Source organism: Streptomyces xanthii (assembly GCF_014621695.1).
In the GTDB taxonomy this organism is placed as follows: Bacteria; Actinomycetota; Actinomycetes; order Streptomycetales; family Streptomycetaceae; genus Streptomyces; species Streptomyces xanthii.
On sequence record NZ_CP061281.1, the window covers coordinates 3,329,411 to 3,350,532 of the forward strand.

Sequence of the window (21,122 nt, forward strand, 5' to 3'; positions counted from 1 at the left end):
CCCTCGCGCGGAGAAAATCCCAGTTCAGGAAGGGTTTGTCAGGAACTTGGCCCACCCCTGCGCGGGCTTCTGACCCACGTCCAGAGTGCGCATTTTGTCCAGCACGGCGGGGTCCTGCGCGTCCATCCAGTCGACGAACTGGCGGAAGGACACGAGCCGTACGTCCTTGTTCTTCTCGGCCTTCGCGGCGATGTGCTTGAGGGCGCCCTCGACGGCGTCCATGTAGATGCCGCCGTTCCATTCCTCGAAGTGGTTGCCTATGAAGAACGGCGCGCGGTTCGTGCCGTAGGCGCGGTCGAAGCCGGCTATGTAGGCGTCCGTGGCCTGGCGGCGCCAGCGCGGGTAGTTGTGGGCGGGGGCCCGCGTCGAGTTCAGCGACTGGTTGGCCAGCATGTTGTAGTCCATCGACAGGACCTCGAAGCTGCGGCCCGGGAAGGGGACGGCCTGCAGCGGCAGGTCCCACACCCCGTTGCTCTTGACCGGCCAGCGCTGGACGCCGCCGGGCGAGGACGCGTCGTAGCGCCAGCCGAGCTCGCGGGCGGTCGGCAGCAGGTTCTGCTGGCCGAGCAGACAGGGGGCGCGGCCGCCGATGAGCTCCTTGTCGTAGTCGAAGGGCAGCGACGGCAGGTCGGTCCAGCCGGTGTTCGTCCGCCACTCCTTGACGAAGGACTTGGCCTGGTCGATCTCGCTGCGCCACTGCGCGGAGGTCCAGTTGGCGACGGAGCCGGAGCCGCCGCAGAAGTGCCCGTTGAAGTGCGTGCCGATCTCGTGGCCCTCCAGCCAGGCCCGGCGCACGTTCTTCAGCGTCTCCTTGACGTGGGCGTCCGTGAGGTAGCCGATGTCGGAGGCGCCGACCGGATTGTTCGGCGGCCGGTAGAGCCGCTTCTTGGACTCCGGCAGGAGGTAGATCCCGGAGAGGAAGAAGGTCATGCCGGCGTTGTGCTCACGGGCCAGATCGAGGAAGCGGGGGAACAGCCCGTTGCCCACCTCGCCCGCGCCGTCCCAGGAGAAGATCACGAACTGCGGCGGGGTCTGCCCCGGCTCCAGACGCTCCGGCGGGGCCGGCTGGTGCGGCTGCTTGCCGGTGTACGCGGTCGAGCCGTCGCCGATCGGCTTGGCGGCGGGCGGGGTGGGTGTGCCCGGACCGCCGGTCCCGCCCTGGCCGGGCCTCCCCGTAGAGACGGACGGCGCCTTCCCCGATCCGCAGCCGGCCAGAGCCACGGCGGCGGCCGCCCCCGCTCCCAGTCCGAGCATTCCCCTGCGGCTGACATCGCGCATCGCGTCCCCATTCATCACGCCGCGCACCCGGTCTCGGTGCGCACTGGATTAGAGGGAGCGCCGGGCGACCGGGTTCCTGGAATCGCGATGCTTTGGGCAGGTTTTGCCGAGCCCCGGGACGAGCCCGCCGACAAGCCGCCCAACGCCGCCGCAGACCCGCATGCGTACAGGCACGGGCGGGGGCACGGGCACGCGCACAGACACGGGCACGGGCACGCGCACAGGCACGGGCGCAGGCGCGCGGAAGGGCCGCCACGAGGTGACGGCCCTTCCGATGACGGTGGCTCAGGCGCCGAACGCCTTGTCCTTCCCCTTCACCGGCTTGGCACCGGCCAGGAGATGGGCGGGCACGAGATCGCGGGCGGGCTCGGTGTAGCCCACGGACACGATCTTGTCGCCGAGGTAGGTGAACGTGGTGAGCGAGGCGAGCGTGCACTGCCGCTTGCGCGGGTCGTGCCACAGCCGGCGCCGCTCCACGTACGAGCGCACGATCCAGATCGGCAGCTGGTGGCTGACCAGGACCGCCTCGTGGCCGCGCGCCGCGTCCTTCGCCGCGTCGAGCGCGCCCATCATCCGCACGACCTGGTCGACGTAGGGCTCGCCCCAGGACGGCTTGAACGGGTTGACGAGGTGCTTCCAGTTGTCCGGCTTCTTCAGGGCGCCGTCGCCGACACCGAAGGTCTTGCCCTGGAAGACGTTGTCCGCCTCGATGAGCCGCGCGTCCGTGTTCAGGTCCAGGCCGTGGGCCTTCGCGATCGGCGTCGCCGTCTCCTGCGCCCGCTCCAGCGGGGACGCCACGACGTGCGTGATGTCCCGCGGCGCCAGGTGCTCGGCGACCCGGTCGGCCATCTGCCGGCCCAGCTCGGACAGGTGGTAGTCGGGCAGCCGCCCGTACAGGATCCCGTCCGGGTTGTGGACCTCGCCGTGGCGCATCAGGTGGACGACGGTGATGTCCTTGTCGCTCTGCCCGGAGCCGCTGTTCAGGGTGCTCATGCGGTGGCCTCCGCGGCGGCGCGGGCGGCGGCGGGCAGCGCGGCGGCGATCCGCTCGATCGCGCGGTCGTCGTGCGCGGTCGACACGAACCAGGACTCGAACGCGGACGGCGGGAGGTAGACGCCCTGAGCCAGCATCGAGTGGAAGAACGCGGTGAAGCGGAACGACTCCTGCGCCTTGGCGTCGTCGTAGTCGCGCACCTCGTTCTCCGTGAAGAACACCGAGAACATGTTGGACGCGTTCTGCAGGTGGTGGGCGACGCCCTCCTTGGTGAGCGCGTCGGTGACCAGGGTGCGCAGCTGCTCGCTGACCGCGTCGACCTTGACGTACGCGGCGTCGTCGAGGAGGCGCAGCTGGGCGAGGCCGGCGGCGGTCGCGACCGGGTTACCGGACAGGGTGCCCGCCTGGTAGACGGGGCCGGCGGGGGCGAGGTGGGCCATCACGTCGGCGCGGCCGCCGAAGGCCGCGGCCGGGAAGCCGCCGCCCATGACCTTGCCGAAGGTCATCAGGTCGGGCGCGACGCCGTCGACGCCGAACCAGCCGGCCTTCGACGTGCGGAAGCCGGTCATGACCTCGTCGGAGATGTACAGCGCGCCGTTCTCCGCGCAGACCGCCTTGAGGCCGGCGTTGAAGCCGTCGGCGGGCGGGACGACGCCCATGTTGCCCGGCGAGGCCTCGGTGATGACGCAGGCGATCTCGCCGGGGTGGGCGGCGAACGCGGCGCGTACGGCCTCGAGGTCGTTGTACGGCAGGACGATGGTGTCGCCGGCCTGGGCGCCGGTGACGCCCGGGGTGTCGGGCAGGCCGAAGGTGGCGAGGCCCGAGCCGGCGGCGGCGAGCAGCGCGTCCACGTGCCCGTGGTAGCAGCCGGCGAACTTGATCACCTTGGCGCGGCCGGTGAAGCCGCGGGCCAGGCGGATCGCGGACATGGTGGCCTCGGTGCCGGAGGACACGAGCCGCACCTGCTCGACCGGGGCGATCCGGTCGACGATCTCCTCGGCGAGCGCGACCTCGCCCTCGCCGGGCGTGCCGAAGGAGGTGCCGCGCGCGACGGCCTCCTGCACGGCCGCGACGACCTCGGGGTGGGAATGGCCGAGGATCATCGGCCCCCACGAGCAGACGAGGTCCACGTATTCACGGCCGTCCGCGTCCGTCAGATAGGGACCGGTACCGGACACCATGAAACGGGGCGTACCGCCCACGGCTCGGAACGCGCGCACCGGGGAGTTCACGCCACCCGGCGTGACCACGGACGCACGGTCGAAGAGCCCCTGAGATACGGGTGCCTCATAGGGATAGGGGGTGTTGTTCGCCTCTGCCATGCCTCTCAGGTTACGGCCCGTCCTCTCGCCCTCCTCCGCGCGGACCCGCGGCGGCCTAGACTCGGTGTCCTGGGCCCCCTGCGGCCCGGGGGGCCGACCGCTCGCGCAGTTGTTTCACTCGCACGTTTCGGCGGGTGAGGGTGGGGGAGGTCACTGACACGATGATCGGGTTGCGCGTCGGCGGTCGCGCGGCCTAGAAAAGGGCCTTGGTGCCCTTGGAACAGCAGTCGGGTGGAGATATGCATCGCGGTGGCGGCGGACTGGGCGAGGGGACCGACGACCTGGGCCCGCGGCGTGCCCGTCGGGGGAAGCACCGGCGCGACGACAGAGCGGCCCGGACCCAGCGCGCCTCGGACTCTCCGGACGACGAGGGCGGCGCGGGCGTCGACGGCGGGGCAGGCGGGGAGAGCGGCGGGAATGGTGGCCGGGTGGGGGTGACCTACAAGTACTTCGGCGCGCCCGACGGCGCGACGGCGGCCCGCGTCCCGATCTCCATGCGTCCCGAGGAGCTCGGCGGGGACGAGCTGGGCATGGGCGGCATGTTCACCAAGATCAAGCCGGAGACGATGGCCGCGATGGTCCTCACCGGCATCGAGGGCATACCCCTGCACAAGGTGCCGCCGCTGGAGCTGGTCGTGCTCCACCCCGACTACGCGGTGGTCAAGCTCCCCATGACGGTCGTCGACCCGCTGCGTGGGGTCGGCGAGGAGGCCGTCGGCGCCGCGGCGTTCATCTGGTCGACGGTCCCGGACCGGGGCGGGCCGCGGGACGCGTTCAACGTGTACCAGCTCCTGCACGAGTGGCAGGACTTCAGCCACCGCCTCCACGAGGCGGGGCATCAGCCGTACTGCCTGGTCTGGCCGTAGGGTCCGGCCCGGGCCTCGTGCCTCAGATCTTCGGTGGTCCCGCCTCGATGCGGCGCAGGACCGCCTCGTAGGAGTCGACGGAGCCGCCGCTCTGCAGCTGGCGCTCGTCCCACCAGGTGGCGCCCGCGTCGGCGAGCGGGCCGACGATGTCGCGGGCTGCGGCCGGGTCGGCGGGGGTGAGGCCGCCGGTGACGATCTCGAAGGGGGCCTGCGGGTCCTCGCGGTGATCCCGTACGTACGCGACGGCTTCCGCGAGCCGTTCGGGCGTGGGCGGCACCCCGTGCAGCGCGTCCGTGAACAGCGGGGCCGCGCCGTCCCAGCGGGCCGCGCGGCGCATCGGGCGCCGGTGCGGCCAGAAGCCGCCGATCCACACGGGCGGGCGGGGGCGCTGCGTCGTGGCGGGCAGCAGCTGGGTCTCCTGTACGCGGTAGTGGGCGCCGGTGTGGGTGACGGTCTCGCCGGACCAGTAGCGGGCCAGCAGGTCGAGGCCCTCGTCGAGGCGTTCCGCGTGCACGGTGCGGTCGGTGGTGTCGCCGAAGCTGCCGTACTCGTCGTCGGCGGGGCCGCCGAGTCCGGCCCCGAGGATCAGGCGGCCGCCGCTCAGGGCGTCCAGGGTGGCGGTCTGGCGGGCCAGCTGTTCGGGGCGGTAGCGGGGGATCGCCGCGACGAGGGGGCCGAGGCGGATCCTGCTCGTGGCGAGGGCCGCCGCGGTCAGCAGGATCCAGGGGTCGCCGAAGGGTTTGCCCTGCTGCGCCTTCTTGTCGTGCACGACGTGGTCCCAGACGAACAGGCCGTCCCAGCCGGCGGATTCCGCGGCTTGGGCGGTGCGGGCGACTGTCCTGGCGTCGGCGAAGTCGCCGAAGTTCGGGATGTTGATGGAGTAGCGCATGCGGCGCATCGTCCTCCCCAACTCTGCGTCGGGGCCAGCCAATTGTGGGCCCGGGTCAATCGACTTCGTCTGCGGCTCCGGTGGGGGCTGGTCGGGCAGTTCCCCGCGCCCCTATGGAGATGCGCACTTCGTGCGCGATCTCCAGGGGGCGTCAGCGCATCGGGGAAATGCGACCCGAAGGGTCTGCATTTCAGGGGCGCGGGGAACTGCGCGATCAGCCCCCACCGGCCGATGGTCGGGCGACGAACGGGCGGAGTTACGGCGAGTCCGAGGCGCCCGGTTCCGCACCCCGCACCGTGAAGCCGAACACGGCCCCGCCCCCCTCTCGCGCGGCGGCGAACACGACACCCCCGTGCGCCGCCGCAACATCCCGCACGATGGAGAGCCCGAGCCCCGACCCCGGCAGGCTCCGCGCCGCCGGCGCCCGGTAGAACCGGTCGAAGACCCGCTCGGCGTCGTCGGCGGCGAGCCCGGGTCCCCGGTCGAGGACCTCCACCCGCACGGCCGGCGATCCGGCGCCCCGGCTCACCACGATCTCGATCGCGGTGGAGCCCTCGGGGTCGAACTTGGCCGCGTTCTCCACCAGGTTGGACAGCGCCCGCTGCAACTGCGCGGCCCGCCCCCGTACGGCCGTGTCGCCCTCGGTCCGCACCACCACGGTGCGGCCGGTGCGGCGCCGGGCGAGGGTCGCGGCGTCCTCGGCGGTGTCGGCGAGGGCGACGGTGACGACCGGTTCCTCGTCCTCCTTGCCGGCCGCGAGGTCCACCAGTTCGTTGACCAGGTCGGTCAGTTCGCGGGACTCGTCGGCGAGGTCGGCGACGAGTTCCTCGCGGGCGGCGGGCGGCAGCTCGTCGATGCGGCGCAGCAGGGAGATGTTGGTGCGCAGCGAGGTGAGCGGGGTGCGCAGTTCGTGGCCCGCGTCCTGGACGAGGCGCCGCTGGTCCTCGACGGAGCGGGCGAGCCGGCCGAGCATGCGGTCGAAGGAGCGGCCCAGGCTGCCGACCTCGTCGCCGCCCTCCACGGGCACGGCCACGTCGAGCCTTCCGGTGGAGGCGACGTGTTCGGCGGTGCCGGCGAGCCGGACGAGCCGGGAGGTGATGCGGCGGGCCAGCCACCAGCCGAACAGGCCGGCGGCGGCGACGACGGCCAGCGCGAACAGCACGGTGCGTTTCTGCAGTTCCCGCAGCAGGTCCTCGGTGTCGCTGAACTCCTGCGCGACCTGCACCGCGCCGCGCCCGCCGCCGAGCGCGACGGTCGCCATCCGGTACACGTCGCCGTCGATCACGACCTCGTCGTCCTCGGCGCGGGTGCCGGCCTTCGGGGTGTCGGCGGTGCGGCGGGCGGCCGCGTCGACGGGCAGCCTCGGACTGCCCGCGTCGACGACGGCGCCGCCGGGGCCGAGGACCTGCACGTCGGTGCCGGCCGGGCGGGTCAGGTCGTCGCGCGGCCCGTCGTGGTCGGGGTCGCCGGAGGTGAAGTCGCCGGGGCGCAGCGTCTGTTGCGTGACCTGCTGGCGCAGGTCGTGGACGACCTCGTCGAACACGGCCTGCTGGTCGACGCGGACCAGCCGGGCGGCGGCGTCGTAGGAGAGGAAGCCGACCAGGGCGGTCACCCCGGCGGCGACGGCGGCGAACGACAGGGCGAGCTTGGTGCGCAGGCTGCGCGGCGGCCGGGCCCCGGGCCCCTCGGGTGCGTCCCCGCGCGCCTCGGCGGCGTCCCCGCGCGGCCCAGGGGCGTCCCCGCGCGCCTCCGAGGCGTCCCCGCGCGGCCCGTTCACGCTTCCCGCAGGACGTAGCCGACACCGCGCACGGTGTGCAGGAGCGGCGGGCCGTCGGGGTCGTCGACCTTGCGGCGCAGGTAGCCGACGTACACGGCGAGGTTCTTGGAGCCGGGGCCGAAGTCGTAGCCCCAGATGCGGTCGTAGATCGTGGCGTGGTCGAGGACGATGCCGTGGTTGCGGGCGAGGAGTTCGAGGAGGTCGAACTCGGTGCGGGTCAGTTCCAGCTCGCGGCTGCCGCGCCAGGCGCGCCGGGCCTGCGGGTCGATGCGCAGGTCGGCGGCGATCACCTGGCCGTCGGCGCCGGGCTCCTGCGGCTGCGGCTCCGGCTCGGGGGCGGTGCGGCGCAGCAGGGCCCGCAGCCGGGCGAAGACCTCCTCGACGTCGAACGGCTTGACCACGTAGTCGTCGGCGCCCGCGTCCAGGCCCGCGATCCGGTCCGGGGTCTCCACGAGCGCGGTCAGCATCAGGATCGGCGTGCGGTCGCCCTCCGCGCGCAGCACCCGGCAGACCTGGAGGCCGTCGATGCCCGGCATCATCACGTCGAGGACGAGGATGTCGGGCCGCGCGCGGTGGGCGGCGGCCAGCGCCTGGACGCCGTCGGCGACGGCCGTCACGGCGTAGCCCTCCAGGGTCAGCGCGCGTTCGAGGGCGTTGCGGATCGCCCGGTCGTCCTCGGCGAGCAGCACGGTGGGGGCGGGTGCGGCGGAATCGGACACCTGCCCAGTGTGCCCCCGTGACGTGCGCGGCTCCCCCGTTCGGAGGTCCGCCGAACGGCTTCTTACCCGGCTCTCACCCGCCCCGGAGCAGCGGCTTACCCGAGAGGAGCACGGTGAGGCGGGACATCGCACCGCCGGACCGCGTCCGCCGGGGAAGGCACGGGGAAGGCACTACGCATGAAGATCGTGTTCCTGCTGCACAACGCGTACGCCATCGGCGGCACGGTGCGCACGACGCTCAACCTCGCCGCCGCGCTCGCCGAGCACGGCGGGCACGAGGTGGAGGTCGCGTCGATGAACCGGCACCGCGAACACCCCCGGTTCGCCCTCGACCCGAGGATCTCGCTGGTCCCGCTCGTCGACGCGCGCGAGGGCGGCACGGACCGCGACCTGGACGCCTTCGCGCGCCCGGCCCGCGCCTTCCCCTCGGCCGAGAAGCGGTTCGAGCAGTACTCGCTGCTGCACGACCAGCGGGTGCGCGCCTACCTGGAGAGCTGCGACGCGGACGTCGTGATCGGTACGCGCCCCGGGCTCAACGTCTATCTGTCGCTGTGGGGTCCGCGGCGCGCCCTGCGCATCGGGCAGGAGCACCTGCGGCACGACGCGCACGGCAAGAAGCTGCGGGCGCAGCTGGCCCGGCACTACCGGTTCCTCGACGCGGTCGTCACGACGACGGAGGCGGACGCGGCCGTGTACCGGGCGCGGATGCCGCTGCCCGGCGTGCGGATCCTGGCCGTGCCGAACATCGTGCCGCCCGCCGACGTGCCCCCGTCGGACGGCTCCTCCCGGATCATCGCGGCGGCGGGCCGGCTCGCCCCCGGCAAGCGCTACGACCTGCTCCTGGAGGCGTTCGCCGCGGTCGCCGCGAAGGAGCCGGACTGGGAGCTGCGGATCTACGGCGGCGGCCCGCAGGAGGCGCGGCTGCGCGATCTCGTGGGCGGGCTCGGGCTCACCGGGCGGGCCCGCCTGATGGGCGCGGTGTCGCCGATCGAGCCGGAGTTCGCGCGGGCGTCGATCGTGGTCAGCGCCTCGGACGCGGAGTCGTTCGGCATGACGCTGGTCGAGGCGATGCGCTGCGGGGTGCCCGTCGTCAGCACCGACGCGCCGCTCGGCCCCGCCGAGATCATCACGGACGGCGTCGACGGCCGGCTCGTCCCGCTCGGCGACACCCGCGCCCTCGCGGAGGCGATCGTCGCCCTGATCGAGGACGCGCCGGCCCGCCGCGCGATGGGCACCGCCGCCCTCGCCTCGGCCCACCGCTTCGACCCGGCCCCGATCGTCTCCCGCTACGCCCTCCTCTTCGCGGAGCTGCGCGAGACCCGCCACCGCCGCTCCTGGCAGCGCTTCACGGCCCGGGCCACGGGCTGGGCCCGCCGCCGGGCCCGCGCCCTGCGGGGTCCCGGGGGCGGCGGCCCGCACGCGGACCGCCCCGGCGACCAGCAGCCCGGTGACCGGCGCCGGCCCGGAAGTCCCGCCGCGCACCCCCGGCACCCCTAGAGACGTCCCGTGCCCTCCGAACCGCCCGCACCCTCGGGATCCACGGCCTTCGGGTCCCGGGGGCGGCGGGTGCCCCAGGGCCGGGAGACGGATCGACAAAGTCGGTGGCGACCCGTCTCCCGGCCCGCTCACAGCGGCGCAACCGCCGGCCGCACCGGCCCGCGCGTCGATCCGCTCGCCGTCGTCGCCGCCCTCTACGGGCTCCTCGCGCTGGTCCTCGTCGTACCGCGGCTGCGCCACGGGCTCGGCTGGGACGAGTCCGTCTACCTCTCGCAGTACGACCCGCGCCGGCCGGCCGCGTTCTTCAGCGCCCCGCGCTCCCGCGGCACGAGCCTGCTGACCGCGCCGGTCGTCGCGCTCACCGCCTCCACGACCGTGCTGCGCGTGGTCCTGACCGTGCTGTCCTCGGCCGCGCTCTACGCCTCGTTCCGGGTGTGGCGGCCGCTGCTCGGGACGCGGGTGACGGCGCTCGCGGCGCTGCTGTTCGCGAGCCTGTGGATCACGGTGCTGTCCGGCCCGATGGCCATGCCCAACCTGTGGGTGGCGTTCGGCGCGGTCGGCGCCGTCGGCTGCTTCCTGCGCGGCCGGGGCGTCCCGCTGGCCTGCTGCGTCGCGGGGGTGGCCCTGTTCCGGGCGCCGGACGCGGTGTGGCTGGTGCTGCCGATGGCGGTGTGCGCCGCGGCGGCCCGGGGGCGGCGGCGGATGCTGCCGTTCCTCGCGGCGGGGCTCGCCGCCGGGCTCGCCCAGTGGATCGTCGAGGCGTACGCGCGCTGGGGCGGCGTCCGCGCCCGCCTGCACGTGTCCAGCGCGACCGAGGGCGACCTCGGCCTCCACCCGAACCTCGGCACGGCCTGGCACGCCCTGAACGGACCGCTCCTGTGCCGCCCCTGCACGAGCGGCCCGCCCGACCTGCCCTTGACGTCCCTGTGGTGGCTCGCCCTCCCCCTGCTCGCGGCGGCGGCCGTCCTCCTGACCTGGCGCGACCGCCGGCGCGGACGGAACGCGCCGACGGCCCCGATCGTGCTGTGCGTCGCCTGCGCCGCCGCGCTCGGCGTCTCGTACCTGCTGCTCATCGGGTACTCCGCGCCGCGCTTCCTCGTCCCTGCGTACGCGCTCCTTGCACTGCCCGTCGCCACGGTGGCGGTGCGGATCGCCCGGCCACGGGTGCTCGCCGCGCTGGTCGTCGCCGTGTGCGCGGTGCAACTCTGCGGGCAGTTCCTGGTGCTCGGCCGGCAGACGGCCGAGACGGCGGCGAAGGACGCCCGCTACGTGGCGGCCGCCCGCGGGCTGCGCTCACTCGGGCTGACACCGCCGTGCCTGGTCACGGGCCCGCGCGCCCTGCCCATCGCCTACGCCGCCGGCTGCGCGTCCGCGCAGCTCACCGGCAACAACGCCTCCACCACCCGGGCCGGACTGCTGCGCCGGGCGGCCCTGGTGCCGACGGCCCTGCTCACCTCACGCGGGCAGCGGCCGCCGCACCACGCCCGCGACTGGACCCCGTACGAGCTGCCGGGCACCCCCGGCTGGACGGCCTGGAAGGCGCCCGGCCGGGAGCAGCTGCCTCCCGGCCCATAGCGCCTTCCGTGCCCTCTGTGCCCTCCGCTGCTCGCGCACCCGCCGCTACTCGGCCCGGAGCGCGGCGAGCTGCTGCTCGAAGGGGACGACCTGGAAGCCGTCCGCCGGGTCGACCGAGGTGATCGCGCCGTGCAGCGAGCGGGGCGCGATCGCCGCCGCCGTGTCCACGTCCGGGGTGCCCGGGCGGGGCACCGCGGCGGCCGGGGCCAGGAAGCGGGCCAGTTCGGCGCCCGCCCGGGCGATGCGCCGGTCCAGGCCCTCGTCGCCCCAGTCCTCCGAGGCCGCGTAGACCGCGGTCGGCAGGACGAGGGCCCTCAGGTACGTGAACAGCGGGCGCAGGGCGTGCTCGGTGACGAGCGAGTGCCGGGCGGTGCCGCCGGTCGCGCCGACGAGCACCGGCTTCCCGGTGAGCGCGTCCTTGTCGATGACGTCGAAGAACGACTTGAACAGTCCGCTGTACGACGCCGAGAACACCGGCGACACGGCGATCAGGCCGTCCGAGGCCGCCACCGCGTCGAGCGCGGCGGCGAGCCGGGAGGACGGGAACCCGGTGACGAAGTGCTGGGCTATCTCCGTCGCCAGGTCCCGCAACTCGATGACCTGCACGTCGATGTCGCTCCCGGCGTGCTCCCGGGTGGCGGCGGCCAGCCGGTCGGCGAGCAGCCGGGTGGAGGACGGGGCGCTCAGCCCCGCCGAGACGACGACGAGCTTCATGCGCTCTTGACCTCCTCGTTCTTGGCCGCGACACGGGCGGCGTGGGTGGGGGCGTCCGGCACGTTCGCCGGCTTGAGGTTCGCGAACTCCTTGCGCAGCACCGGGACGACCTCCTCGCCGAGCAGGTCGAGCTGCTCCAGGACCGTCTTGAGCGGCAGGCCCGCGTGGTCCATCAGGAACAGCTGGCGCTGGTAGTCGCCCACGTAGTCACGGAACGACAGGGTCCGCTCGATGACCTCCTGCGGGGAGCCGACGGTCAGCGGCGTCTCGCGGGTGAACTCCTCCAGCGAGGGGCCGTGGCCGTAGACCGGCGCGTTGTCGAAGTAGGGGCGGAACTCACGCACCGCGTCCTGCGAGTTCTTGCGCATGAACACCTGGCCGCCGAGGCCGACGATCGCCTGCTCCGGGGTGCCGTGCCCGTAGTGGGCGTAGCGCTGCCGGTACAGGTTCACCATCTGCTTGGTGTGGCTGGCGGGCCAGAAGATGTTGTTGTGGAAGAAGCCGTCGCCGTAGTACGCGGCCTGCTCGGCGATCTCCGGGGAGCGGATGGAGCCGTGCCAGACGAACGGCGCGACGCCGTCGAGCGGGCGCGGGGTGGACGTGAAGGACTGGAGCGGCGTGCGGAACTTTCCCTTCCAGGTGACGACGTCCTCGTCCCACAGGCGGCGGACCAGCGCGTAGTTCTCGATCGCGAGGTCGATGCCGTCGCGGATGTCCTTGCCGAACCAGGGATAGACCGGCCCGGTGTTGCCGCGGCCCATCATCACGTCGACCCGGCCGTCCGAGACGTGCTGGAGCATCGCGAAGTCCTCGGCGATCTTCACCGGGTCGTTCGTGGTGATCAGGGTCGTGGACGTGGAGAGGATCAGGTTCTCCGTGCGGGCGGCGATGTAGCCGAGCATCGTCGTCGGGGACGACGGGACGAACGGCGGGTTGTGGTGCTCACCGGTCGCGAAGACGTCCAGGCCGACCTCCTCCGCCTTCTGCGCGATCGCGAGCATCGCCTTGATGCGCTCGTGCTCGGTCGGGGCACGGCCGGTCGTGGGGTCGACGGTGACGTCACCGACGGTGAAGATCCCGAACTGCATTTCGCTCACCCTCCGGGTTGTTGACGATTCAACTATACCCCGGAACGTGAGACCCCGGCGAGCTATTCCCGCACCCCTCCCCGAGACCCCGAGCAGACCCCCGCCGACCGCGCCTCACCCCCTCAGACCCGGCGCCCCGTCGCCGCCAGCAGCCGCACGAACGGATCCGCCGAGGCCGCCACCTCCACCTCCGCCCCGAACACGTTCATCCGCCGCGCCGTCGGCCCCAGCTCCGACACCGCCGCGATCAAAGGCCCCACCACCTCCGCGGGGGCCTCATAGCGCTGATCCGTCGCCCGCGCCAGATCCCACGCGTGCACCGTCAGATCCAGCAGCGCCATGGAGCCCACCAACCGGGCCGGCATGTTCATCGCCCCGGCCGTCCCCTCCTCCGCCCCGGGCCGCGACCACGCCGCGACCAGCGCCGACGCCTCCCGCGCGAACCGGTCCCGCCAGCCCGCCGCGTCCTCCCCCACGAAATCCGGCGCCCCCGAGAAGTCCGACTCCCCCTTCGCCGCGAGCGCCTGGAACTGCACCAGCACCTGGATCAGATGGTTGACCAGGTCCTTCACCGTGTACTGCGCACACGGCGTCGGCCGCTCCAGGTCTCCGTCCGCGATCGCGGCCACCACGGGCACCGCCCGCCCCGCCGCCCGCTCCATCAGCTCACCGACACCGAACGCCGGCTCCGCCGGCCCGACCGTCTCCCGCTCGTCACTGTCCATACCCCGACCGTACGAACGCCAGGGCGCCCGGCTCTTGAAGAAACGCGGCACTGTCAGTGGCCCGCCGTACGATCCCGGCATGGAACGCGACCGCGGCCGCGCCGAGGACCAGGGCCAGGACACACGGGGCATCGTCGACCCCGCCGCCCTGCTCACCCGCGTCCGCTTCCGCCGGCTCCCGCCCGCCGAACCCCTGCGCCCCTACATCGAGCACTACTGGCTGATCGACTGGGACCTCCCCGCCCCCTACGCCTCCCACATCGTCCCGCACCCCGCCGTGCACCTCACCTTCCAGTGGGACGAGAACGAAGGACCGCCCTACGGCGAACTCACCGGCGTCAGCGCACCCGGCCTCTACACCCGCAAGATCGGCGGCCGCGGCCGCGTCTGCGGCGTCAAGTTCCACCCGGGCGCCTTCCGCCCCTTCGCCCCCGAGACACCCGTCTCCCACTGGACCGGCCGCGTCCTGCCCTACGACGCCCTCTTCCCCACCACCGACATCCCCGCCATCGTCGGCCCCGCCGACGACCAGGACCGCGTCGCCGCCCTCGACGCCTACCTGCTCCCCCTGGCCCCGGCCGCCCCCGACCCCCAGACCGAACAGGCCCGCCGCCTCGTCGCCCGCATCCGCACCGACCGCACCGTCCAGCGCGTCGCCGACCTCGCCCACGACGAAGCCATGTCCGTACGCGCCCTGCAACGGCTCTTCGCCGGCCACGTCGGCGTCAGCCCCAAATGGTGCATCCTGCGCTACCGCATCCACGACGCCCTCGAAGCCGCCGCCACCCGCACCACCGTCGACTGGGCCGCCCTCGCCGCCGACCTCGGCTACGCGGACCAGGCCCACCTCGTCCGCGACTTCACCACCACCATCGGCGTCTCCCCCGCCGCCTACGCGGGCGAGTCACCCTGAGCACCCCGCACCCGGACTACTTCGCGTGAGTGACCGCGTAGATCATCACGAACGCCACGATGTGGATCCCGAAGAGGAAATAACCCAGGTACCACCACATGTACCGCTCCCCCTTCTTCTCCTGCGCCGCCCGCCGCGCGTCGTACTCACGCTGCAGCACGTCCAGCGGATCGGGAGCCGGAGAACCAGGGCCGGCCTGCGTGCCGTCCGACATCGTCACAGCTCCCTGTGCACCTTGGTGTTGGAAGCCTGCGCACGCGGGCGCACCACCAGCAGATCGATGTTCACGTGCGGCGGCCGCGTCACCGCCCAGGTGATCGTGTCCGCGACGTCGTCCGCCGTCAGCGGCTCCGCGACGCCCGCGTACACCTTCTCCGCCTTCTCCCTGTCCCCGCCGAACCGCGTCAGCGCGAACTCGTCCGTCTTCACCAGACCCGGCGCCACCTCGATCACCCGCACCGGCGTCCCCACGATCTCCAGCCGCAGCGTCTCCGCCAGCACGTGCTCCGCGTGCTTCGCGGCCACATAACCGCCGCCGCCCTCGTACGTCGCGTGCCCCGCCGTCGACGACAGGATGACCACCGTGCCGTCACCGGACCCGGTCAGCGCCGGCAGCAGCGCCTGCGTCACGTTCAACGTGCCCAGCACGTTCGTCTCGTACATCTGACGCCACTGCTCCGGGTCACCCGTCGCCACCGGATCCGCGCCCAGCGCCCCGCCCGCGTTGTTCACCAGCACCCCGACCGTCCGGAACGCCCGCGCGAACTCGTCCACCGCGGCCCGGTCCGTCACGTCCAGCCCGTACGCCACCGCGTCGTGCCCCGCCGCCGTGATCTCCTCGGCCAGCGCCTCGATCCGGTCCTTGCGGCGCGCCGTCAGCACCACCCGATAACCCGCCGCCGCCAGCTGCCGCGCCGTCGCGGCACCGATCCCACTGCTCGCACCGGTGACGACGGCGATACGGGACGCGGCTGCGGGGGCCATGGCTGCTCCAGACGGTACGGGCGGACGACGCGCGAACAGGGTCCCGTCCAGAGTACGCGCGCTCAGTCACCCCGCGGCGCGTACATGATCACCGCCATCCCCACCAGACAGATCACCGCACCCACCACGTCCCACCGCGACGGCCGGTACCCGTCCGCGACCATCCCCCACGCGATCGACCCCGCCACGAACACCCCGCCGTACGCCGCCAGGATCCGCCCGAACTCCCCGTCCGGCTGCAACGTCGCCACGAACCCGTACAACCCGAGCGCGATCACCCCCACCCCCACCCACACCCAGCCCCGCTGCTCCCGCACCCCCTGCCACACCAGCCACGCACCCCCGATCTCGAACAACGCGGCCAGCACGAACAGCACGACAGAACGGGCGACGACCATGCCCACAGCGTCCCACGTGCGAGTCACACCCCCACGCCCCGCGCATCACGCCACACCCCAGGTGGAACACCGCCCCCATGAATCTCACCGCCACCGCCCTCACCACGGCACTCGCCACAGCCGCCCTCCTCCTCACCACCACACCGGCAGCCCCGCACACCGCCGCCGACGGCAACGCGCCCGAGGCCGACCTCGCCCACCACGGCACCGCCACCCTCACCCCCGGCCGCACCACCCTCCACCTCACCCCGCAGAACCACGGCCCCGCCGACATCCCCGACGCCACCGTCCGCCTCACCTGGAGCACCCCCCTCGCCGACGCCCAGACCCTCCCCCCGGCCTGCCTGCGCACCGGCCCCCACTCCCTCGCCTGCCGCACCGGCGCCCTCCCCGCCGACACCACCGGCACCCCCCTCAGCCTCGACCTCCGCCTCGCCGCCACCCCCAGCGAACTCACCCTCACCGTCGACACCGTCTTCACCGGCGGCCCCACCGACCACAACCCCGACAACGACCACCACCGGCTCCTCGTCCTGGACACCGGCGACACGTACACCTTCTGACGCCGCTACGTTGAACCCGTGCCCAAGCCCACCCGCACCGCCCTGCTCGACGACCTCTTCGCCACGTCGCGCCGCTACATGGCCGCCTACGCCCTGTTCAACCAGGCCGTCGCCGACCACCTCGGCCTGCACCCCACCGACCTGCAGTGCCTCAACCTCCTCAGCCTCGAAGCGGCCCCCGTCACCACCGGCCGCATCGCCGAACTCACCGGCCTGACCACCGGCTCCGCGACCCGCCTCGTCGACCGCCTCCAGAAGGCCGGCTACGTCACCCGGGAACGCGACACCACCGACCGCCGCCGCGTCCTCGTCACCCTCGTCCCCGAGAAGACGGCGGAGTTCGGCGCCGTCTGGGACCGCCTCGCCACCGACTGGTCCGCCCTCTTCGAAGACCTCGAAAACTCCGAACTCGCCCTCATCACAGCCCACATGAAACGCACGGTCGCCTTCAGCACCACCCAGATCGAACGCCTCCGCCACCCACACGAGTGAGCCCGATCGAGAATCCGCCCGACACCGGAACACGCTGACTAACGTCGCAGTCGTACAACCACATAGAGCGGCCCCCGGCCGGGATTGCCGTCCCGCCCGAGGGCCTCACCAAGAGGAAGGCTGTAACTTCCCATGGCTGCACGCGAGCCTAGCGCTCCACACCAACTGACGTTCGAGTCCGCCTCGGGCTTCATGGACCTCGAAGTCCCGGAATACTCCTACATGTTTGGGTTTCTGCAGATGGACGGGCATCTGCAACAGGGAACCCGGCAAAGGGGCCGCCTGAGTGCGGAGCTCAACATCCGGGACATCGGCCTCCTGCACAGGTTCCAGGAACTGACGCCCTACAGCAGCAGCGTCACCGAGCGCACTCGGGCCACGAACTTCGCGGCAGAGAGCCACACCGCGACCTGGACCCTCTGCTCCCTCGAGGCTCGCACCCGCATCAATGAGCTCGGACTTCCCTACGGGCGGAAGTCCAAGAAGATCACGCCCCCGCGCGTGCCGTTCTCCCGCCCCGACTACCTGCGAGGCGTCATCGACGCCGACGGCTCGGTCGGCCACACGAAGGACGGCCTGCCGTTCATCTCCCTCACAACGGCCAGCACGGCGATCGCGGTCTACCTGTGCTTCTACACGAAGAAGCTCACCGGCACTTCACGGCATCCCGGCCGCAACGAGCGGGACGGGATCTACAACGTTCTGTACTGGAAGGAGACGGCGCAGGCCCTCTCCGCGCACTTGTACTACCCGGGCTGCTTGTCCCTCGACCGCAAGCGCCAGGCAGCTGAGTCACTCCAGGAGTGGACCCGGCCGGCGGACATGAAGCGCTCCCCGAACCGGCGCCGCTGGAAGGAGTGGGAGGACCGGGTGCTCTTGAAGCACGGTGACGCCTCAGCCGGCGCCGAGGAGCTGGGCCGGTCCGTACAGAGTTGCCACCTGCGCCTCTGGCGGCTCCGCACCGGACAAGTACCGCTCCCCCAGTAGACACACACAGAGGGGCCCGAGCCGTGTGACGGCTCGGGCCCCTCTCGTGTCCGCTCTCAACCCTTCACGCAGACGACCTGCTTCAGCTTCGCCACGACCTCGACCAGGTCACGCTGCTGCTCGATGACCTGCTCGATCGGCTTGTACGCGCCCGGGATCTCGTCCACGACGCCGGAGTCCTTTCGGCACTCCACGCCCCGCGTCTGCTCCTCCAGGTCCCGCGTCGAGAAGCGCTTCTTCGCCGCGTTACGGCTCATCTTCCGACCCGCGCCGTGCGACGCGGAGTTGAAGGACGCCGCGTTGCCGAGGCCCTTCACGATGTACGAACCCGTGCCCATGGAGCCCGGGATGATCCCGTACTCGCCGGAACCCGCGCGGATCGCTCCCTTGCGGGTGACCAGCAGGTCCATGCCGTCGTAGCGCTCCTCGCTGACGTAGTTGTGGTGAGCGCTGATCTCGGGAGCAAACGAAACCTTTGCCTTCTTGAACTCCCTGCGGATGACGTCCTTGAAGAGGTTCATCATCAGGGTGCGGTTGTACCGCGCGTACTCCTGCGCCCAGTACAGGTCGTTCCGGTACGCCGCCATCTGCGGAGTATCGGAAATGAAGACGGCCAGGTCACGGTCGACCAGGTTCTGGTTGTGCGGGAGGCTCTGGGCGACGCCGATGTGATGGTCGGCCAGCTCCTTGCCGATGTTCCGCGATCCGGAGTGCAGCATCAGCCAGACGGAACCAGAATCGCAAACGTTAACTTCTGCAAAGTGGTTGCCCGAGCCGAGAGTTCCCATCTGCTTCCGTGCCCGCCCCTCCCGGAACTTCACCGCGTCCGCGACCCCCTCGAACCGCCCCCAGAAGTCCTCCCACGGGGCCGTCGAGAAGCCGTGCAGGCGGGTCGGGTCGACGGCCTCGTCGTGCATGCCGCGCCCCACCGGGATCGCCTGCTCGATCTTGGAGCGGAGGCGGGACAGGTCGCCGGGGAGGTCGTTCGCGGTCAGGGACGTCTTCACCGCGCTCATGCCGCAGCCGATGTCGACGCCGACCGCCGCCGGGCACACCGCGCCCTGCATCGCGATCACCGAGCCGACCGTCGCGCCCTTGCCGTAGTGGACGTCCGGCATGACGGCCAGGCCCTTGATCCAGGGCAGGGTCGCCACGTTGCGCAGCTGCTGCATCGCCGCGTCCTCGACCGACGTCGGGTCGGTCCACATCCGGATGGGGACCTTCGCCCCCGGCACCTCTACGTATGTCATGAAATCCCCCGATGTCGGGCCCGCGTCCAACCTCGTTGGACCTGAAGTCTGAAAACGCAAATACCGGAGCCAAGGTCGACGAATCGGTCGCCGGACCGGCGTCCACGGCAGTGCGTGCGATAGACATTGTGGTCATCGGCCGCACCAGGGCGGCAACCGAATTAGCCCAGTGAGGAGCCCCCACGGTGCAGCGGAAGTCCTACGCGTACGTGCCCGGTGTCGCCGTGCTCCTGACGGTGCTGCTCGCCGGGTGCACCGGGAGCCCGGACTCGGGTGACGGCGGGGACGACGCGAAGCCGGGCGAGGTCAGCGCGTCGGCGCCGGCGGCGAAGCCGGGCCGGTACCGGACGCTGCCGGAGCCGTGCGCCCAGCCGGAGCGGGCGACGCTGGACGAGATGCTGCCGGGCATCGCGGAGGTTCCGGATCAGCGCCAGCGCGAGAAGGCGTACGAGGGGACGGCTTCGGCCACGTACGACACGGACCGGCGTGTGGGGTGCAGTTGGAAGGACGACTCGGCCGAGGGCGGGGTGCACCGGCTGACGCTGGATTTCGAGCGGGTGGTGTCCTACGACGCGCGGGTGAGTGACGACGCGCGGGCCGAGGGCGTGTACGTGGCGAAGGCGGGTCGGGCCGGTCTCGAGGTGACGCCGACGGAGTCCCCGGAGGGTTCGGCGGGGACGGATTCGGCCTCGCCCGACGCCTCTGGCGCGCCCGGTTCCTCGAAGGGGGCCTCTGCTTCCGCTTCGGGGTCCCCGGCCAAGACGGCCAAGGGCAAGAAGGAGAAGAAGGGGGACGCTGACGCCTCATCGGAGGCGCCGTCCGCCGACGAGGCCGAGCTGGGGCCGCGGCTGCTCGACGATCTGGGGGACGAGGCGTTCCTGAACGATGTCCTGGCGGGGCCGGAGGCGGCGCAGCGGCGGACGGTGACTGTGGTGTTCCGCACGTCCAACGCGTTGGTGACGGTCGAGTACGAGGCGCAGTCGGCGTTGTCCGGAGAGGTGCCGGACAGCAAGGAAATGCAGGACACAGCGCGTGAACTGGCGCGGACGCTGGTGGGGAAGTTCGGGGAGTAGCACGGGCGGGGGCGGGTGTCCGGCGTTCGGTGAGGCTCGGCGGGCGGGGCGGCTTCGGCGTACGGTGGCTGCTCGGACCCGGGTTCGGGGTGGTGCGTGTGTGCCGCCGCGGAGTCGGGGCCGTGGCCCTGTCAGCGACCTGGTGAAGGAACCATGCACCGTCCGACCAAGCGACTCACCCGCATTCTCGTCTGCGCGGCCGCCGTGCCGGCGGTTCTCGTCGTAGCCGGCTGTTCGTCCGACTCCGGCTCGGGCTCCGACGAGGGGGCGAAGAAGGGGTCGGGGGCGAAGGCGTCCGCCTCGGCCGCTCAGGGTGCGGCGAAGAAGAAGGTGGAGCCGGCGAAGTTCGCGACGCTGCCGCAGGCGTGTTCGGCGTTGTCGAAGAAGACGCTGGAGGACCTGGTCCCGAAGGGGGACAGCAAGGCGGGTTCGTCGGACGACGAGACGGCTCGGGCGAGCTGTTCGTGGTCGAGCCTGGACAACAACGGTGTGAAGGGTTCGCAGTACCGCTGGCTGAATGTCTCGTTGGTCCGGTTCGACTCTGATGTGAACCGGGGCAGTGGTGCGGAGCTGGCCGCGGACTATTTCGCGAAGCAGGTCAAGGACGCGCAGGCGACCGACGGCGCGAAGGACGTGAAGACGTCGGCGGTGTCGGGCACGGGCGACGAGGCGTCGCTGGTGCGTTACGACCGGACGTACAAGGACAAGAAGAAGGACGTCACGTCGAAGCAGCAGACGGTCGTGACGCGGGTGGCCAACGTCGTGGTGACGGTGGACTTCAATGGTTCGGGTCTGGCGGGTGACAAGACGCCGGACGCGGGTGAGCTGTCGAAGGACGCGGAGAAGGCGGCGAAGGAGCTCGTGGCCGCGGTGGAGAAGTCCGGCGAGGCGGGTTCCGGTGCGGGTGACGCGTCGGCGAGCGCTTCTCCGTCGAAGGGTGCTTCGAAGTCTCCCGATGACAAGGCGTCGAGCAAGAACTAGCTCTCGCTTCAAGGGATTTGAGGAGCCCGGCCCCTTTT

General features: G+C 72.1%; 22 protein-coding genes. 9 read left to right on the plus strand and 13 right to left on the minus strand.

The annotated features are described in order from the left end of the window. Positions 1-24: 24 nt before the first annotated feature. The 3 genes from IAG42_RS15005 to hemL all read right to left on the minus strand — a co-directional run bounded on the left by IAG42_RS15005 (position 25) and on the right by hemL (position 3,593). On the minus strand, positions 25-1,278 hold the full coding sequence (locus IAG42_RS15005) for a polysaccharide deacetylase family protein (protein WP_223206011.1): 1,254 nt from the start codon (positions 1,276-1,278) through the stop codon (positions 25-27). A 285-nt stretch (positions 1,279-1,563) separates the two neighbouring features. Further along, complete coding sequence (locus tag IAG42_RS15010) at positions 1,564-2,271, minus strand: histidine phosphatase family protein (protein ID WP_188337500.1); 708 nt, start codon at positions 2,269-2,271, stop codon at positions 1,564-1,566. Further along, entirely contained in the window at positions 2,268-3,593 is a 1,326-nt protein-coding gene (gene hemL, locus IAG42_RS15015) for a glutamate-1-semialdehyde 2,1-aminomutase (protein WP_188337501.1), read from the minus strand. The genes IAG42_RS15010 and hemL overlap by 4 nt, the downstream gene beginning before the upstream one ends. A 239-nt stretch (positions 3,594-3,832) precedes the next feature. Between hemL and IAG42_RS15020 the strand changes: the two genes are divergently transcribed. After that, on the plus strand, positions 3,833-4,459 hold the full coding sequence (locus IAG42_RS15020; protein WP_188337502.1) for a hypothetical protein: 627 nt from the start codon (positions 3,833-3,835) through the stop codon (positions 4,457-4,459). Between the two features lie 22 nt (positions 4,460-4,481). Here IAG42_RS15020 and IAG42_RS15025 read toward each other — a convergent pair whose 3' ends face one another. The 3 genes from IAG42_RS15025 to IAG42_RS15035 form a co-directional block, all read right to left on the minus strand. Next, positions 4,482-5,348 (minus strand): LLM class flavin-dependent oxidoreductase, encoded by an 867-nt coding sequence (locus IAG42_RS15025; protein WP_188337503.1) that lies wholly within the window; start codon positions 5,346-5,348, stop codon positions 4,482-4,484. Positions 5,349-5,604: 256 nt separating this feature from the next. Further along, positions 5,605-7,005 (minus strand): HAMP domain-containing sensor histidine kinase, encoded by a 1,401-nt coding sequence (locus tag IAG42_RS15030; RefSeq protein ID WP_223206402.1) that lies wholly within the window; start codon positions 7,003-7,005, stop codon positions 5,605-5,607. 116 nt (positions 7,006-7,121) lie between these two features. Next, positions 7,122-7,844, minus strand: a complete 723-nt coding sequence (locus tag IAG42_RS15035; RefSeq protein WP_188337505.1) for a response regulator transcription factor — start codon at positions 7,842-7,844, stop codon at positions 7,122-7,124. 177 nt (positions 7,845-8,021) lie between these two features. On the opposite strand from IAG42_RS15035, the gene IAG42_RS15040 reads away from it, so the two are divergent. Together IAG42_RS15040 and IAG42_RS15045 are read left to right on the plus strand one after the other, a co-directional pair. Next, entirely contained in the window at positions 8,022-9,341 is a 1,320-nt protein-coding gene (locus IAG42_RS15040) for a glycosyltransferase family 4 protein (RefSeq protein ID WP_188337506.1), read from the plus strand. A 9-nt stretch (positions 9,342-9,350) separates the two neighbouring features. After that, the gene (locus IAG42_RS15045; RefSeq protein ID WP_223206012.1) at positions 9,351-10,916 is read left to right on the plus strand and encodes a hypothetical protein; all 1,566 of its coding nucleotides are present in this window, start codon (positions 9,351-9,353) and stop codon (positions 10,914-10,916) included. A 45-nt stretch (positions 10,917-10,961) separates the two neighbouring features. Here IAG42_RS15045 and IAG42_RS15050 read toward each other — a convergent pair whose 3' ends face one another. From IAG42_RS15050 to IAG42_RS15060, 3 genes are all read right to left on the minus strand, one after another. Next, positions 10,962-11,630, minus strand: coding sequence for a CE1759 family FMN reductase (locus IAG42_RS15050; RefSeq protein ID WP_188337507.1), 669 nt, complete (start codon positions 11,628-11,630; stop codon positions 10,962-10,964). Then, positions 11,627-12,718 carry an LLM class flavin-dependent oxidoreductase gene (locus IAG42_RS15055; RefSeq protein ID WP_188337508.1) on the minus strand — a complete coding sequence of 364 codons (1,092 nt, stop codon included), beginning with the start codon at positions 12,716-12,718 and terminating at the stop codon, positions 11,627-11,629. Before IAG42_RS15055 ends, IAG42_RS15050 begins: the two co-directional genes overlap by 4 nt. 122 nt (positions 12,719-12,840) lie before the next feature. Continuing rightward, positions 12,841-13,443: a TIGR03086 family metal-binding protein gene (locus IAG42_RS15060; protein WP_188337509.1), complete on the minus strand. Its 603-nt coding sequence runs from the start codon at positions 13,441-13,443 to the stop codon at positions 12,841-12,843. 79 nt (positions 13,444-13,522) lie between these two features. Here IAG42_RS15060 and IAG42_RS15065 point away from each other — a divergent pair, with 79 nt between their 5' ends. Further along, complete coding sequence (locus IAG42_RS15065) at positions 13,523-14,356, plus strand: helix-turn-helix domain-containing protein (RefSeq protein WP_188337510.1); 834 nt, start codon at positions 13,523-13,525, stop codon at positions 14,354-14,356. A gap of 16 nt (positions 14,357-14,372) precedes the next feature. Here the strand turns inward: IAG42_RS15065 and IAG42_RS15070 are convergent, their stop codons facing one another. The 3 genes from IAG42_RS15070 to IAG42_RS15080 form a co-directional block, all read right to left on the minus strand. Beyond that, entirely contained in the window at positions 14,373-14,570 is a 198-nt protein-coding gene (locus IAG42_RS15070; protein WP_188337511.1) for a hypothetical protein, read from the minus strand. 2 nt (positions 14,571-14,572) lie between these two features. Then, positions 14,573-15,340, minus strand: a complete 768-nt coding sequence (locus IAG42_RS15075) for an SDR family NAD(P)-dependent oxidoreductase (RefSeq protein ID WP_188337512.1) — start codon at positions 15,338-15,340, stop codon at positions 14,573-14,575. Between the two features lie 62 nt (positions 15,341-15,402). Beyond that, positions 15,403-15,738, minus strand: a complete 336-nt coding sequence (locus IAG42_RS15080) for a YnfA family protein (protein ID WP_188337513.1) — start codon at positions 15,736-15,738, stop codon at positions 15,403-15,405. 77 nt (positions 15,739-15,815) lie between these two features. Here IAG42_RS15080 and IAG42_RS15085 point away from each other — a divergent pair, with 77 nt between their 5' ends. The 3 genes from IAG42_RS15085 to IAG42_RS15095 all read left to right on the plus strand — a co-directional run bounded on the left by IAG42_RS15085 (position 15,816) and on the right by IAG42_RS15095 (position 17,780). After that, entirely contained in the window at positions 15,816-16,301 is a 486-nt protein-coding gene (locus IAG42_RS15085; protein WP_188337514.1) for a hypothetical protein, read from the plus strand. 78 nt (positions 16,302-16,379) lie between these two features. Then, positions 16,380-16,793, plus strand: coding sequence for a MarR family winged helix-turn-helix transcriptional regulator (locus IAG42_RS15090; RefSeq protein ID WP_188341394.1), 414 nt, complete (start codon positions 16,380-16,382; stop codon positions 16,791-16,793). A gap of 132 nt (positions 16,794-16,925) precedes the next feature. After that, a complete protein-coding gene (locus tag IAG42_RS15095; RefSeq protein WP_188337515.1) occupies positions 16,926-17,780 on the plus strand; it encodes an LAGLIDADG family homing endonuclease in 855 nt (284 codons plus the stop codon). Positions 17,781-17,836: 56 nt separating this feature from the next. Here the strand turns inward: IAG42_RS15095 and IAG42_RS15100 are convergent, their stop codons facing one another. Then, the gene (locus tag IAG42_RS15100; protein WP_188337516.1) at positions 17,837-19,030 is read right to left on the minus strand and encodes an RtcB family protein; all 1,194 of its coding nucleotides are present in this window, start codon (positions 19,028-19,030) and stop codon (positions 17,837-17,839) included. 185 nt (positions 19,031-19,215) lie between these two features. On the opposite strand from IAG42_RS15100, the gene IAG42_RS15105 reads away from it, so the two are divergent. Next, positions 19,216-20,103 carry a DUF3558 domain-containing protein gene (locus IAG42_RS15105; RefSeq protein ID WP_188337517.1) on the plus strand — a complete coding sequence of 296 codons (888 nt, stop codon included), beginning with the start codon at positions 19,216-19,218 and terminating at the stop codon, positions 20,101-20,103. A gap of 153 nt (positions 20,104-20,256) precedes the next feature. Beyond that, a complete protein-coding gene (locus IAG42_RS15110; protein ID WP_188337518.1) occupies positions 20,257-21,084 on the plus strand; it encodes a DUF3558 domain-containing protein in 828 nt (275 codons plus the stop codon). The last annotated feature ends 38 nt before the right edge of the window (positions 21,085-21,122 follow it).